This is a genomic window from Campylobacter sp. MG1 (genome assembly GCF_026616895.1).
In the GTDB taxonomy this organism is placed as follows: domain Bacteria; phylum Campylobacterota; class Campylobacteria; order Campylobacterales; family Campylobacteraceae; genus Campylobacter_E.
In genome coordinates, this window is record NZ_JANYME010000001.1 from 24,192 (window position 1) to 39,410 (window position 15,219).

Sequence of the window (15,219 nt, forward strand, 5' to 3'; positions counted from 1 at the left end):
TTATCACAATTTTTACTATGATTTCTATTTTTTTGTATATTATGTTACCTTTAATTACAAGGAGATTTTAATGATAATAGGATGTGCTAAAGAAGTAAAAGACCAAGAGTTTCGTGTTGGTCTAATACCAGTTGATGTTATGGAATATATTAATCATGGACATGAGGTTTTGATTGAAACAGGTGCTGGAGTTGGTATTGATATAAGCGATAAAGATTATGAGAAAGCTGGAGCAAAAATAGTAAGTAAAGAAGAATTATTTGAAAAAGCAGGGATGATTATAAAAGTGAAAGAACCTACTCCTGAAGAATATAAATTTTTTAGAAAAGGGCAAATTTTATATACATATTTGCACCTTGCTGCTGATGAAAAACTGACAAAAATGTTGTTAGATAAAGAAATAAGCGCTTTTGCGTATGAAACAATACAAGAAAATAATAAATTACCTTGTTTAGCTCCTATGAGTGCTATTGCAGGGCGTTTAGCTGTTGTTCAAGGTTGTAAATATTTAGAAAAAACTTATGGTGGTAACGGGATGTTACTTAGTGGTTTAACAGGTGTAAAAAAAGGTAAAGTTGTAATTTTAGGAAGTGGGGTAGTAGGGTTAAATGCTGCTCAACTTGCTTTTGGATTAGGTGCTGAAGTAGTGATTTTAGGTAGAAATGCTGAAAGACTTGATTATATTGACCATGTTTTTGATGGCAAAATAACTACTCTTTATAGTAATATTGCAAATATTTTAGATAGTATAAAAGATGCTGATGTTATTATAGGAACAGCATTGGTTCCAGGTGCAAAAACGCCTAAATTATTAGAGAGAAAGCATTTAAAATATATGAAAAAAGGTGCTGTTATTGTAGATGTTGCGATTGATCAAGGTGGTTGTTTTGAAACAAGTAAAGCTACAACGCATTCAAATCCTATCTATGAAGTGGATGGTATTATTCATTATGCTGTCGGTAATATGCCAGGTGCTGTAGCAAAGAGTGCAACTATGGCGTTACTAAATGCAACAACTCCTTATGGTTTAAAGATAGCAAATCTTGGAGTAATAGGAGCGATTACTTGTTTTGAAAGTCTTAGATATGGCTTAAATACATATAAGGGACATTGTACTCATGAAGGTGTTGCTAAGGCGTTTAATATTACATATACTGAGCCAAAAACTTTCATAGAACACTGAAATTATAAGATGATTTTTTAATCATCTTATTCATTTTTAATATTTTCTAAACCATAATTATGTAGTAATTTTTTGATATTCAGATTAGTTTTATTTAAATTTGGAAAATAATTATGTAAAGAATCTTTTTTGTTATTTTTATGCTTATTTTTGAAATTATTAAACAGTACTTGTTTATCAATATCGTAATTTGAATCTAAAACATTAGCTGATAAAAGTTCTAAAAATGTATGTAGTAATAATTTTTCATTATAAGTATTAAATTTTTCAAAATCAATTACTATTTTATTAATATTTATTTTCTTTTTATTAGAATTTATATTATTGGACATTACATTATCTTTTAAATTTATATTTATATTGTTATTACTTAAAATTTCTACATTCATATTTTTATTTTTTGCAAACATAACTAAATCAAAAAAATCACCATCACCTGAAAATAATGTTATGTTTTTTAGTCCTAAATTTGTAAAAATTTCTTGGTAGGCATATCTTAGCAATACAAAATCCGCATCGTTTTTCTTATTTTTTTGATGATAAACTTGTATTGGATGAATTTTATGTTCGTAAAATAGATTTCCATCAAGATTGAATTTACTAAAATCTCCAAATGCGTAAATTTTAGCTTCCTTATATTTATCTATATTTTTTATAACATAATCAAAATTGACATTTTCTAAGTCTATTAAAACTAAATTTTCATAAAACATAATACTTCCTTATTAAATAAAAATTAATTTTTACATTAATTCTACTCTTTCTAAAATTAATTCTTCTCCAGATACTATATCTAATTTTAAAGAATTACAAAATTTACATTTAAATTCATTATTTTCTTGTTTAAAATCATTAGAGCAATCACGACAATGAAGAACTAAATCTTGATGAATAATTTCTAATTTGCAATTATAATAGCTAGAATTTTTATCAGAAGTAAAAGCAATAAAAGCTTCATTAACATAGTGAGCTTCAACACCTGATAACCTACCTATACTAATGATAACCTTTGTTATTTTATTTGCATTATTTTTAATCCTTATTTTTTCACATTCGTTTAATAAATTATTTACTATAGCCATTTCATGCATTAACAAATCCTTGGTAATAATTCGCCTTTTGGCATATTTAAAATTCTAGCTCCACCATAATTATTATTTAAAATAACTTTAGGATTTTTAGATTTTTTATTAACTACACCTATAATGTTCGCAAATTCATTATATTTTTTTAATTCTTTTAATACGCTTTCGCTATCGTTTTTATCAACAATACAAATAAATGTTCCTTCATTTGCTAATTCTAAAGCTTCAAAACCTAATAATTCACAAAGTCCCATTACTCCATCGTTAATAGCAATAGAGTTTTCTTCTACTATAAATTCAAAACCAGAGCCAATACAAAGTTCGTTTAATACACTAGATATACCACCACGAGTAGCATCTCTTGAACATTTTACATTATATTTTGATATATCTTTAATTTCATTAAATAAACATTTTGCATCGCTTTTGATATCATAATCAAAGCCTTGTCTAGCAGCCATTACACATGCTCCGTGTCTTCCTATATCACCACTTAAAATTATAATGTCGCCTTCTTGTATTTTTGAAGTAGAAAAATTAGCTTTAAAACCATTAGCATCTCCTATACAGGTGGTATTTATATAAATTTTATCAGCACTATTTTTAGGAACTACTTTTAAATCTCCACATTTTATTTTGACATTAAATTCTTTCGCAGTATTAGCTAGAGAATTTAAAATTATTTTAAGTTCATTAAGACTAAATCCTTCTTCTAATATTAATCCTAATGTTAAATATTTTGGCATAGCACCCATCATTAATACATCATTGATTGAACCACAAGCAGCAATTTTTCCTATATTTGCACCATTTATAAAAATTGGGCTTAAAACAAAACTATCAGTAGAAAATGCCAATTTTGAAAAACCATCACAAACAGCAGCATCTTCACTAAGTCCTTGAGAGTTATCAGCATAAATTTCTTTTAATACAAAATTATTTAAAAACTCATTCATTTCAAAGCCACCGCCACCATAGCTAAGCAAAACTTCATCATTCATATTATTTCCTTTGTTATATTATTAATAGAAAAATAATTAATTATAACTATTAATTAGTGAATATTGATATTACACAAAATGTAAGAATAAATTAAATATTTATTTTATTTATCCTAATAATTTTTCTTCTTGGGATTTTATAATATTTACTATTGAACGTATATTATCTATTGTGTAAGGTATAGGTAAAAATTCTAGATATTGAATTACATTTTCTATGTTATCAGGTATTTTGTGATTATTAAGTATTACTATTATTTTAAAGCAATGAATTTCTTGATTTTTAATTAAGGTATTTAATTCATCATCATTTAATAAATTTAATTGCAATGCATCTATAAAAATTGCTCTAAAAACACAATTAACTCCATCTTCAATTTTATCTAATAATCCGTGTATGGTTTGATTATGTATGCAACCTATGTTAAAACTTTCTAAATTTGATACTATGGTTTTTGCCACATCTTGGTTATTGTGAATTATTAATGTTTGTAGTTTATTGCTAGGTGTTACATCTAGTAAATCAATATTTTTTGCAGTAACTAAAGGAATGCTTATGCATATTGCATCATTTATTCTTTGAGTTGAGTCTTTTATAACATATTTTGCATCATTTATATTATTTATTATATTTCTAAATTTACTAATTTGTTCGCCAATAAATAAATTTTTAGGATTTTTAAAATTTTTGAATAATTCGGTTTTTTTATTATCAAGTATTCCACACAATCCTATATCTATCATCAAAATGGTTCTACCTTCAATTAAATTTTCAATTTTAATTTCTATAAAAATAGTTTCGTTTTCAACATTTTGATTAATTAAATCAGTAGCAAGCCATATAGCATTTATTATATCAGTGTAGTCACCTAAAAAATATCTTAAAGGTTGTTTTTTATTATTATTTCTATCAAACACCATCATATCTTGCTGAACTAAAATTATATTATTTCTTACACTAGCTTCGTAGTTTAAAGTTTTAAAAAAATATAAAAATACTTCTTGCAAATCAAAATATATTGCCAATTTTTCGCTATTTGTATTATTAATATTTTTATAATTTTTTATATCAAATATGTTTATTTTTTTTGTTTTTAATTTTAACTTTAATACAACTAAATATGCCACTAATAATAATATAATCAAGCTTAAAACACTAAAAAGTAAAATTGTATCGCTATTTGAAAAGTCAATTTTATTGTTAGCATATAACATATTTGACATTAAAAACAATATTAAATATTTCATTTTTATCCTTTATATTATTAACATAGCGTCGCCATATGAATAAAATTTATATTTTTTATCGATAGCTTCTTTATATATTCGCATAGTTTCATCTCTTCCTATAAAACTCGCTACCAACATTATAAGTGTAGACTTAGGTAAATGAAAATTAGTTAATAAATAATTTTGTCTTATAGGTTTATTTAATGGATGTAAGAATAAATCACATTCTCCATTTTTTTGTTTTGTTCTAGCATAATACTCAATCGTCCTAGTAACTGTAGTCCCCACTCCAAGCAGTGGAATATCACTATTTATTAAATTTATAGCTTCATTGCTTAAATTATAATATTCACTATGCATTTTATGTTCTAAAATATTTTCATGCTCTACATTAGCAAATGTCCCAGCTCCTACATGTAATGTTATATATGCTTGTTTAAAATTTTTTAATTTACTCATTAAGTTTTTAGTAAAATGCAATGAGGCCGTTGGAGCAGCTACAGCACCTATATTTTTTGCAAAAATGCTTTGATAATTTTCTTCATCTTTTTTGTTATCGCTTCTTTTAATATAAGGCGGCAGTGGTGTATGTCCATATTTTTGAGTAAAATTTAAAATTTCATTTGTGCTTAGTATTGTATTATTTTTATAAAATTCAACTAGTCTAGTTCCATCATTAAAAACATTTCTTATAATTGCTTTTATATCACTAAATATTAATTCATCTAATTCTTTTACTTTACCTCTAATTTGAACTAAAAATTGATTATTTGCTAATATTTTATTAATAAATAATTCTATTTTTGCACCAGTTGTTTTTTGTCCATAAATTCTAGCTTTAAAAACTTTAGTATCATTAAAAATAATGGCACATTCAGGGAGTATGCTAGGTAACTCATAAAAGTAATGATGCTTTATTTCTTGAGTATTTTTATAATATACTAGTAATTTAGCACTATCAGCTGGATCTGCTGGGAATTTTGCAATTAACTCATCATCTAGTTCGTAATCATAAGAATTTAAGCTTATATCATTCATTTTTAATCATCTTTTTCTGTTGGATTTACTTTTTTTGCTATTAGAATTGAAATTGCATAAAGTCCTATCAAAGGTATAGCCATTAAAAATTGTGAAAATACATCAGGTGGTGTCATAATTGCAGCAAAAATAAAGATTATGAGTATTGCAACACGAAAATTGTTTAACAATGTTTTATCATCTACAAGTCCTAATTTTGCTAGAAAAAATATAACCACCGGTAGTTCATATCCAGCACCAAATGCAATTACAAGTTTTGTGAAAAAACTAACATATTCTGCTATACTAGGAAGTGCTTCATAACTTCCAGCTCCAAAATTGATTAAGAAACCAAAAGCAATAGGTGTTACAAAATAATAGCAAAAAGCTGCTCCTAAAATAAACATAGTTGTAGCACTTATAACAAAAGGAATAACTAGGCGTTTTTCATTTTCATAAAGACCTGGTTCAACAAAACGCCAAAATTGCCAAAAAATAACAGGTAAAGATACTATAAATCCAGCAAATAATGAAACTTTCATAGCAGTAAAAAATGGTTCTTGAACTTTTGTAAAAATTATTTTTGAACCTTTTGGCATAACATCAAGTAATGGTTGGCATATAAAATCAAGTATGATATCGTTAATAGAAAAGCAAACAAAAAATGCGACTACAATAGCTACAATGCTTTTAAATAATCTATTTCTTAATTCAACTAGATGTGGTTTTAATTCTTCAAACATTTTCGCTCTTTTCTTTTAAAAATTGTTCTCGTTTTGAAATATTTTCATTAATACTTAAATTCTCATTTTGTTTTTCAGCATTATTTATATCAGTATTATTTATACTATTTATCGTATTATTTATAGCATTATTAGCATCTTTTTCAAAATCACTGAGTGTATTTTTTATCTCATCAAATTCTTCAAAGCTAAGTTTTTTTCTAATACTATTATTAGCTTTTTCTATTTCTTCTTTATATTTTCTAGCTTCATCTTTTAATTCACTTATATTTATTTCATTTTCTATACTAGCTCTTGCTTCATTTACATGTTTTTTTATAGCTTTTAAAAACTTAGCAACTTCAATGATGGTACTAGGTAACTTTTCTGGACCTAAAACCAAAACCGCAACTATTAAAATAATTACAATCTCCATTAGACTCATTAAATACTCTTTATCTTTTTTTATTAATTTAACTAATTTTTATAAATCATTGTTAAAATTTTAGTTTTCATATAATACAAGTTATTGTAAATGTTTAAAATATTAGAAAATTAAATAATTGAAAATTTGAAGTATTGTTATTGCTTAGTAATTTTTTCTAATATCTATTTTATTGTTTTAATTTTTCTTACCTTCATCTATAAAAATTGAACGAATAGCATCGTTTTTATCATCATCATTTTGTTTTTTAGCCCAACTCATGATAAGTTCATTTTTTGCTCTAGTAAGTGCTACATAAAATAATCTTCGCTCTTCATCAATACCACCAGCACTTTTACTAAGTTTTAAATTTGGAAATCTTCCTTGTGCTAAATCAATCAAATATACGATATTAAATTCAAGACCTTTACTAGCATGAACAGTTAGAAGTTGCACTCCTTTTTGATTTTCGTATTCAATATTTAGTATTGTATGTTCATAAAAATCTTTAAAATTATTGAATTTTTTTGAATCATCTAATATATATTTACAGTTATTTTTGATATTTTCTATTTTTTGTTCTTTAATTTCACTTATAATTTTTGCCCCTTTAAATGAGCGTTGCATAGCGATATTATTTATAATTAATTCAAATATTTTTGAATGAAAAGCATTTTTTATTAAGGTGTAAGCATCACTTATTTTTTCATTTTCTTTTAAAAAAATATACAATTCTTCTAAAAACATAATGTTTTCTGCGTTAAGTCCATCTAATAATAAAATTGGATTAAATTTAAAATCAGTTTTTAAATAATTAAAATTATTGTTTTGTTTTTTTTCGTTTATAGAATTAGCAAATAAACCAAATTTTTCATCATTTTTTGATAAAAAATTATAATTATCCTTTTTAATTGGTCTTAATATCCCATCTATTAAACAACCTTTTCCTAATTCTAAAAATGCTTTATAAATATTATTTACTTTGGCATTTCCAACGCCTTTAGTCTGTAATAAAATATCTATAAAACTTAAAATATCACTAAATTTGTTTGTTAAGTTTGCTAGATTAATTAAAGAATTTACTTCCTTTAAATCATAAAAACTACTACCACCTTTTCTTGCGATTTTTAATCCTTTAATTTTTAAAAATCTTTCTATTCCATCACCACTAGAATTATTCCTATAAATTACAGCGATCTCTTCTTTAGGATTTTGTTTTATTTTTTCACTGATTTCATTTGCTATAAATTCATATTGTTCACTTGAAAAATTAAAGCTATGTAATTTTATAGGTGTAGTTTCTTCTTTTCTAGTTACGATTAATTCTTTTGGATATAGTCTTTCGTTTTTAGTAATAACCCTATTTGCAAATTCTAAAATATTGCTTAGACTTCTATAATTTTTATTTAATGAATAAATTTGAGCGTTTTTATATCTATCTTTAAAACTTCCTATTATTTCTATATTTGCCCCATTAAAGGCATAAATACTTTGATCATAATCTCCTACACAAAAAAGAGATTTTTTAGGAATTGCATCTAAAATCGCACTTTGAAGATTGTTTGTATCCTGATATTCATCTACTAAAACTTCATAAAAGCAACCTTGAAATTCATTTTTAAAAAATGTTAAAGCTTGTAATAATAAATCATCAAAATCATAGTAATTATGGGATTTTTTTTGCTCTTCATATTCGCTTAAAACTTTGCAATAAAAATCGCTATTATGTATTTGCCCTTCGTAATTATCACATAAATATCCATGAAAATCATCATTAAGACAAGTATTATTAAACATAGAATAAATTTGAGCTAAATACGAATAATCATATAAATCATCTGTTTTAGGATTATATTTTTCATAAATGCTTTTAAGTAAAATTCTTAATTCATTAGTTTTTTTTAATTGTATATTTTTGTTTTTTTTAAGAAATTCAAGGCTTATAGAATGAAAAGTTCCACTAATAATGCCTTTTATACTATTTTTACCAAGTTTTTTTTCAAGTCTTGTTATCATCTCACGAGCGGCTTTATTTGTAAAAGTAAGTAGCATTATCTCATTTGGTTTTATACCTAAATTTAATAAGTGTTCTATCCTTGCAACTATTGTGCTAGTTTTTCCTGTTCCAGCACTTGCTATTATTAAGTTTTGACCTATATTAGCTGTTGCAGCTCTATATTGTTCTTCATTTAATTTATTCAATTATGTTTCCTTTGTAAATCAAATACCAAGAAAGTGCTTGAGCCATTCTCAAATACCCCCCCCCCACTAGTTATTTTTCCATCTTTAAATTCTACTTCAAAACCATATTTATTAGCTGCTAAAATTTCCTTTTTTTCTAACGAAAAACAAGGACTTCCGAAACTAAAATATTCATAACCTTTAGGGGCAATTAAATTTATAATACTTGCACTTATATCAAGATGATTTGTTATCTTACAAGTTGGATAAATCTTAGCCTTTGGATAATACATTATAACAGGTACTGAATGAGTAATAAATAAATCATTACTATCATCTATATTAAATCTTCCATAATGATCACCTGTAATTACAAAAAGACTATCAGGTTCATTTTTAGCAGTTTCTTCTATCCAATTTATTAAAGCCTTTTGATACCAATAAATTGTTGAAATTTGATTTTTATATTTTTTATTTAGATTATTTATTTTATTAAATGGAATATCAATTTTAGTATGTTTTATAAAACTCATATCATAAGGCGGATGATTAGTTGTTGTCATAATTATGTTTAAAGAATTTAAATTATTATTATTTTGTATAAAATCAAATAAATAATTATCATAAACTCCCCAAGCTCCACTAATATTTTTATTATTAAAATATTTTTTCATATCACTTTTGCCATAAAATTTATCAATGCCGATTATTTTTCCAGCATCTTCTGTGTTAGCCCAATTTTTTGATCCACCAAAATAAAAATTTATGTTATATCCTAAGTTTTTTGCATTATAAGAAAGGCTTTGTTTATAGCTTTTTATTTTTGAGTAATTTTTAAAAATTTCATAATTATCAATTTGTACGCCTAAAAATTGTGATTCAAGACTTCTTATTGTGCCTGCTGCATTGTGAAGTGCTGGTATATAAGCGGCTTTATTTTTAAGATTATTAATATCATTAAATAAATCATTAAATCTTTCATCTACTACCCAATTAGATAAACTCTCACTAATGATATAGTAGATTTTTTTAGGTTTAATCATTTTTTCATCGGTTTTTGTATGTTTTATATAATCATATAAATTAATTTTATCTTTGCAAGGACTTATGTTAAAAAAATTACAAGCAGTCTCTTTAGGAGTGCCAATATTAAAGCTATTAAAATTGATTTTACTAGCTTTATATTCTTCTTTTAATGTTGAATAAAAATTAATTAAATGACCGAATGTAGATACATTTAAAATATGGTTATTGAAATTTGGCATAAGTGGTAAAAGGCTTCTAGCTTTTAGTGAAAATTGCTGGTTAATTGTAAAAAGCATAGTAAGTATAAAGGCAATAACAGTGATTATAGTGTTAATTTTATTTGATTTAATATTTATTTTATTTATAAATTTATAAAAGATATAAAAAATAACAATAATGATAAAAAAACTTATAAATGCTGGTAATATCCCATAATTTTCTTTTAGTGCTGTGTTAAATAGAGCATAAAAATTTTCATTTTTAAATAAGAATAAATCAGAATCAATTTTTTTATTATAAATTTTAAAAAATACATAAAAAATTAATTCTGGGATTATTAGTAGAATTGATATGAGAAAAAATATAATTTTAGCTATTTTTTTATGAATTATTCCAAATAGAAAATAAAAACTAGCAAATCCAGCACAAAATTGACTATCAAATCTAATTCCACTAAAAATACTTTTAAACATATCAGCTATGCTAAAATCAAAATTTAAAAGTAAAAATATTAATCTAAATAAAAAACAAACTAAAATAAAAAAACAAAATATTATAAAGCTTTTAATTGTATGAGACATTTTTATACCTTATTTAATAATATTGCCTTTATAAACTAAATACCAAGAAAGTGCTTGAGCCATTCTCAAATACCCCCCCCCACTAGTTATTTTTCCATCTTTAAATTCTACTTCAAAACCATATTTATTAGCTGCTAAAATTTCCTTTTTTTCTAACGAAAAACAAGGACTTCCGAAACTAAAATATTCATAACCTTTAGGGGCAATTAAATTTATAATACTTGCACTTATATCAAGATGATTTGTTATCTTACAAGTTGGATAAATCTTAGCCTTTGGATAATACATTATAACAGGTACTGAATGAGTAATAAATAAATCATTACTATCATCTATATTAAATCTTCCATAATGATCACCTGTAATTACAAAAAGACTATCAGGTTCATTTTGTGCTGTTTTTTCTATCCAATTTATTAAGGTTTTTTGATACCAATAAATGGTAGCTAGTTCGTTTTTATACTTTGTACTTAGTTTTTCTATCTTATCAAATGGGATAGCAAAATCATTCTTTTGCATAAATGCTAAATCATAAGTTGGGTGATTTGTAGTTGTCATAATTATATTAAAGCTGAATTCTTTACTATTTTTACTAGCATAAGCAAATAAAAAATCATCATAAGCACCCCAATAATTTTGATTAGGATAATTAAGATTTTCAAAATTTTCTTTAAAGATATGCTCTTTATCATAGTTTTTATTAATTTGTAACTTATTAGTAAAATCAAATAATCCAGCCCAATTTCTAGCTCCACCAAAATAAAAATCAACATTAAATCCAAGTTCCTTAAATTGGCTTATTAAAGAAGTTTTTGGAATAATTAGTGAATTATATTTTAAAAAATTATCATCTAAATTATTGTAAATTCCTAAGAGTTGAGTTTGAAGACTTTTGGCTGTACTATCCGCATTATTAATTGCACTGATATATGCGTTTTTATTTTTAAAATTATGGATATCTTCAAAAAGATCATTAAATTTTTCATTCATAATCCAGTCTGATAATGATTCTGTGATTATATAATATACCTTACTAGGTTTTATTTGTAAATTTTCATCTTTTTTATGTTTTATGTAGTCATATATATTTATTTCTTCTTTACAAGGATTTATTTGAAAATATTTACAAATAGCATCTTTTGGTGTGCCAACATTAAAATATTCAAAATTTATATTTTTTTGTTGATAATAATCCTTAATAGTTCCTCCAAAACCTTTTAAATGCCCAAAAGTACTAGCCTGAAGTGCTGCGTTATCGTAAGCTTTTGTAACATTAAATAAACTAGCAGCCTTAAATGAAAATTTTTGATTAATACTAAGCATCATAGAAAAAGCAAATACAATAAATAATGCTAATGAATATTTAAAGTTAATTTTTAAGTTCTTTTTTAAAATTTTTTCGTGAATATAATTTAAAACAAATAAGGCTATAAAAAATATAAAAATAGCAGGAATTATTCCATAATTTTCACTAAAAGCAGTTTTTATAAGTGGAAGAGTTTCTTCATTTTTAAACAAAAATAAATTTAAATCTATGTTTTTACGATAAATATTAAAAAATACAATGAATGTAAGTTCAGCAAATAAAATCAAAATACAAGCTATGTTAAAAATTATTTTCGATACAAATTTCCCAAATATGGAAAATATACAATATGCACTTGCTATATATCCACAATATTGCATATCAAATCTACTACCTTGTATTATAGAGGTTATAAAATCATTGAAGTTGTAATCATAATGAAATAATAAAAATCCAACTCTAAATAAAAGACATATTAAAAAGAAAATCAAATAAGCTACAAAAGAACGAACTATTAAATTCATAAGACCTACCTACAAAATTAAATATAAAGTAAAAAGTCTAGCAAAATAACCTAAAAATAAGCAAAAATTAATAAAATGGCAAAAAAACACTAATTTAAGGATTATTTATGAGCGATTTTTACAATCCAAAAGAAATTGAAAAAGATTATTATGAATTTTGCAAACAAAAAGGCTATTTTGAAATAGATGGAAATAAAAATATTCAAGAAAATGGCAAAAACTTTGCAATTATGATGCCACCGCCAAATGTTACAGGTGTTTTACATATAGGACACGCACTTACTTTTACACTTCAAGACATTATTACAAGATATAAAAGAATGGATGGCTTTAAGGTGCTTTATCAACCAGGCTTAGACCACGCAGGCATTGCTACTCAAAATGTAGTTGAAAAGCAACTTTTAGCAAAAGGGATTAAAAAAGAAGAATTAGGGCGTGAAAAATTCATAGAAAAAGTATGGGAGTGGAAAGAGCAAAGCGGTGGAGCTATAGTTAAGCAAATGCAAGCACTAGGCATTACTCCTGCCTTTTCAAGACTTCGTTTTACTATGGATGAAGGGCTTCAAAATGCTGTTAAAAAAGCTTTTGTGGACCTTTATAATAAAGGCTTAATAGAGCAAAATAACAGAATGATAAACTGGTGTACTAAAGATGGAGCATTAAGTGATATTGAGGTTGAATATGAAGAAAATAAAGGCAAACTTTATCATATAAGATATTTTTTAAATGATAAGGATTATTTAGTAGTTGCAACTACTAGACCTGAGACTTATTTTGGCGATACTGCTGTAATGATAAATCCTAATGATGAAAGATATAAGCATTTGGTTGGTAAAGAAGTTACGCTGCCTATTATAAATCGTAAAATAAAAATCATAGCTGATAGCCATGTTGATATGAGCTTTGGAACAGGAATTGTAAAAGTAACACCAGCTCACGATAATAATGACTATGAAGTAGGACTTAGACATAATTTAGAGTTTTTAACTATTTTTGATGAAAATGGAATTTTAAACGAGCATTGTGCTGAGTTTAAAGGACTTGAAAGACTTGAGGCTAGAAAAATAGTAGTTGATAAACTAAACGAATTGGGTTTTATTGAAAAAATTGAAGATTATGTAAATCAAGTTGGACATTGTTATCGTTGTAAAAATATCGTTGAGCCGTATATTTCTAAACAATGGTTTGTAAAAACCGACATTGCAACAAAAGTTATAGAAAAAGTAAATAATGGTGATGCTAAGTTTTATCCAGCTCATTGGATAAATAGCTTTAATGCTTGGTTAAGAGAATTACGCCCTTGGTGTATCAGCAGACAACTTTGGTGGGGACATCAAATTCCTGTTTATTATTGTGATGAGTGCGAACATATTCATGTAAGTGAGAGAAAGGTAGAAAAATGTGAAAAATGTGGCTGCGATAGTATCACTCAAGATAAAGATGTGCTTGATACTTGGTTTAGCTCGGGACTTTGGGCATTTTCAACTCTAGGTTATAACAATGGCGATTTTGGTAAAGGCACTTTATGGAATGAAAGTGATATAAAAGACTTTTATCCAAACTCACTTTTAATTACAGGCTTTGATATATTATTTTTCTGGGTATGTAGAATGCTATTTCAAAGTGAAAATGAGCTAGGCGAAATCCCATTTAAAGACATTTATCTTCACGCACTTGTAAAAGATGAAAACGGACAAAAAATGAGTAAGAGTAAAGGCAATGTAATTGACCCACTTGATAGCATTGATAAATATAGTGCTGACATTTTACGCTTTACTTTAGCACTTTTAGCCGTTCAAGGAAGAGATATAAGAATGAGTGAAGATAGAATGATTTTAGTTCGTAACTTCACAAATAAGCTTTATAATGCGGTGAATTTCTTACTACTTAAAGGTAAGGATTATAAGATACTAGGTAGCTATAAAACAACACTAGGTATTTATATAAACGCAGAATTTCAAAAATGCGTAAATGAAACTCGTAAAAACTTAGATGAATATAGATTTAATGATGCTGCTATGAATATTTATAAGTTTTTATGGGATGAGTTTTGTGATTATGGAATTGAGTTTAGCAAGGCTGATGAGAGTAGTATAGATGAGCTTGCGAGCGTATTTTTAAACGCTATGAAATTACTTAGTCCATTTATGCCATTTATTAGTGATTATTTATATCATAAATTAGGCAGCACAAGTATTTTTGAAAATGGCTCAATTATGGTAGAAAAGTATCCTAAAATAAATGAGATTTCAACCACTGAAGAGCAAATTATCAAAAACTACGAGCTTTGCAAAGAAGCGATTAATAGCCTAAGAAGTATCAAAAAAACAGCAAATATTACTGATAAAAACGCTCCGGCACAAATTATAAGCGAACATAAATTTGATGAATATTATCTAAAACTAATAGCAAAATTAGCTAAAGTAGGAGAATTAAGCCAAGATGAAAATCCTAAAGAAAGCTTTAGCGTAAATGTTAGCACGAACTTAAAAACCGCTATTTTTGTAGATAGCAAAGCACTTGATGAAATGAAAGCTAAGTTAGAAAATAGATATAAAAAAGTTCTAGCAGAATACGAAAAGCTAAACAAAATGCTAAGCAATGAAAAATTCGTAGCTAACGCACCAGCACAAGTTGTAGAACAAAACAAAATTGCTATGCAAAAAGCTGAAAACGAATTAAATGAAATAAAAGCTGAATTAAATAACATAGGATAAATT

General features: G+C 25.6%; 12 protein-coding genes. 2 read left to right on the forward strand and 10 right to left on the reverse strand.

Annotated elements, in window-relative coordinates; all coding sequences use genetic code 11:
- Nucleotides 1–70: 70 nt before the first annotated feature.
- Nucleotides 71–1,183 carry an alanine dehydrogenase gene (gene ald / locus NY022_RS00130; RefSeq protein ID WP_267522998.1) on the forward strand — a complete coding sequence of 371 codons (1,113 nt, stop codon included), beginning with the start codon at nucleotides 71–73 and terminating at the stop codon, nucleotides 1,181–1,183.
- 26 nt (nucleotides 1,184–1,209) lie between these two features.
- On the opposite strand, the gene NY022_RS00135 is transcribed toward ald, so the two are convergent.
- The 10 genes from NY022_RS00135 to NY022_RS00180 form a co-directional block, all read right to left on the reverse strand.
- Complete coding sequence (locus tag NY022_RS00135; RefSeq protein ID WP_267522999.1) at nucleotides 1,210–1,896, reverse strand: NYN domain-containing protein; 687 nt, start codon at nucleotides 1,894–1,896, stop codon at nucleotides 1,210–1,212.
- Nucleotides 1,897–1,926: 30 nt separating this feature from the next.
- Nucleotides 1,927–2,274, reverse strand: coding sequence for a hydrogenase maturation nickel metallochaperone HypA (locus NY022_RS00140; RefSeq protein ID WP_267523000.1), 348 nt, complete (start codon nucleotides 2,272–2,274; stop codon nucleotides 1,927–1,929).
- The gene (gene hypE / locus NY022_RS00145; protein ID WP_267523001.1) at nucleotides 2,274–3,269 is read right to left on the reverse strand and encodes a hydrogenase expression/formation protein HypE; all 996 of its coding nucleotides are present in this window, start codon (nucleotides 3,267–3,269) and stop codon (nucleotides 2,274–2,276) included. The genes NY022_RS00140 and hypE overlap by 1 nt, the downstream gene beginning before the upstream one ends.
- A gap of 108 nt (nucleotides 3,270–3,377) precedes the next feature.
- On the reverse strand, nucleotides 3,378–4,517 hold the full coding sequence (locus NY022_RS00150) for a hypothetical protein (protein ID WP_267523002.1): 1,140 nt from the start codon (nucleotides 4,515–4,517) through the stop codon (nucleotides 3,378–3,380).
- A 9-nt stretch (nucleotides 4,518–4,526) separates the two neighbouring features.
- The gene (gene queA / locus NY022_RS00155; RefSeq protein WP_267523003.1) at nucleotides 4,527–5,537 is read right to left on the reverse strand and encodes a tRNA preQ1(34) S-adenosylmethionine ribosyltransferase-isomerase QueA; all 1,011 of its coding nucleotides are present in this window, start codon (nucleotides 5,535–5,537) and stop codon (nucleotides 4,527–4,529) included.
- Between the two features lie 2 nt (nucleotides 5,538–5,539).
- The gene (gene tatC, locus NY022_RS00160; protein ID WP_267523004.1) at nucleotides 5,540–6,259 is read right to left on the reverse strand and encodes a twin-arginine translocase subunit TatC; all 720 of its coding nucleotides are present in this window, start codon (nucleotides 6,257–6,259) and stop codon (nucleotides 5,540–5,542) included.
- Nucleotides 6,252–6,674 carry a Sec-independent protein translocase protein TatB gene (gene tatB, locus NY022_RS00165; RefSeq protein WP_267523005.1) on the reverse strand — a complete coding sequence of 141 codons (423 nt, stop codon included), beginning with the start codon at nucleotides 6,672–6,674 and terminating at the stop codon, nucleotides 6,252–6,254. Before tatB ends, tatC begins: the two co-directional genes overlap by 8 nt.
- A gap of 186 nt (nucleotides 6,675–6,860) precedes the next feature.
- Nucleotides 6,861–8,864, reverse strand: coding sequence for an ATP-dependent helicase (locus NY022_RS00170; protein WP_267523006.1), 2,004 nt, complete (start codon nucleotides 8,862–8,864; stop codon nucleotides 6,861–6,863).
- Nucleotides 8,861–10,669: an LTA synthase family protein gene (locus tag NY022_RS00175; RefSeq protein WP_267523007.1), complete on the reverse strand. Its 1,809-nt coding sequence runs from the start codon at nucleotides 10,667–10,669 to the stop codon at nucleotides 8,861–8,863. The genes NY022_RS00170 and NY022_RS00175 overlap by 4 nt, the downstream gene beginning before the upstream one ends.
- 9 nt (nucleotides 10,670–10,678) lie before the next feature.
- Nucleotides 10,679–12,499, reverse strand: a complete 1,821-nt coding sequence (locus NY022_RS00180) for an LTA synthase family protein (RefSeq protein WP_267523008.1) — start codon at nucleotides 12,497–12,499, stop codon at nucleotides 10,679–10,681.
- Nucleotides 12,500–12,606: 107 nt separating this feature from the next.
- Here NY022_RS00180 and NY022_RS00185 point away from each other — a divergent pair, with 107 nt between their 5' ends.
- Nucleotides 12,607–15,216, forward strand: coding sequence for a valine--tRNA ligase (locus tag NY022_RS00185; RefSeq protein WP_267523009.1), 2,610 nt, complete (start codon nucleotides 12,607–12,609; stop codon nucleotides 15,214–15,216).
- Nucleotides 15,217–15,219: the final 3 nt, after the last annotated feature.